This is a genomic window from Mesorhizobium sp. M4B.F.Ca.ET.143.01.1.1, from assembly GCF_004792275.1.
GTDB classification, from domain to species: domain Bacteria; phylum Pseudomonadota; class Alphaproteobacteria; order Rhizobiales; family Rhizobiaceae; genus Mesorhizobium; species Mesorhizobium abyssinicae.
In genome coordinates this window covers 1-328 of the sequence record NZ_SRSR01000216.1, presented here as the reverse complement: position 1 = coordinate 328, position 328 = coordinate 1, and the positions used below count along the sequence as shown (strand labels likewise).

Genomic DNA, 328 nt, shown 5'->3' with positions numbered 1-328 from the left:
TCGCGCCAGACACGAGCCGGTGAAACTCCCTCTGGACCAGTCGGTTTCCGGGATTGCGCGGGTCATCGTTCGCCGTTACCCCTTTGCGGCCAATACGGAGGTCGTCATGGAAGATCGCGTTCGCATCCGTTCGGAAGAGGTTCTTTCGGACGACTGGGCCGTGCTGAAGAAGACAGTGCTCGATTATCGCCGCCGCGACGGGCGATGGGAGACGCAGACTCGCCAGACCTACGATCGCGGCGACGGCGCGGTCATCCTGCCGTTCAACCCTGAGCGCCAGACGGTGCTACTGATGCGGCAGTTCCGCTTCCCGGCTTACGCCGTCGGC

1 pseudogene is annotated in these 328 nt (G+C 63.7%); it reads left to right on the top strand.

The window, feature by feature from the left end:
- Positions 1-106: 106 nt before the first annotated feature.
- Positions 107-328: pseudogene (locus tag EN786_RS36700) on the top strand (GDP-mannose pyrophosphatase); the annotation flags it as partial.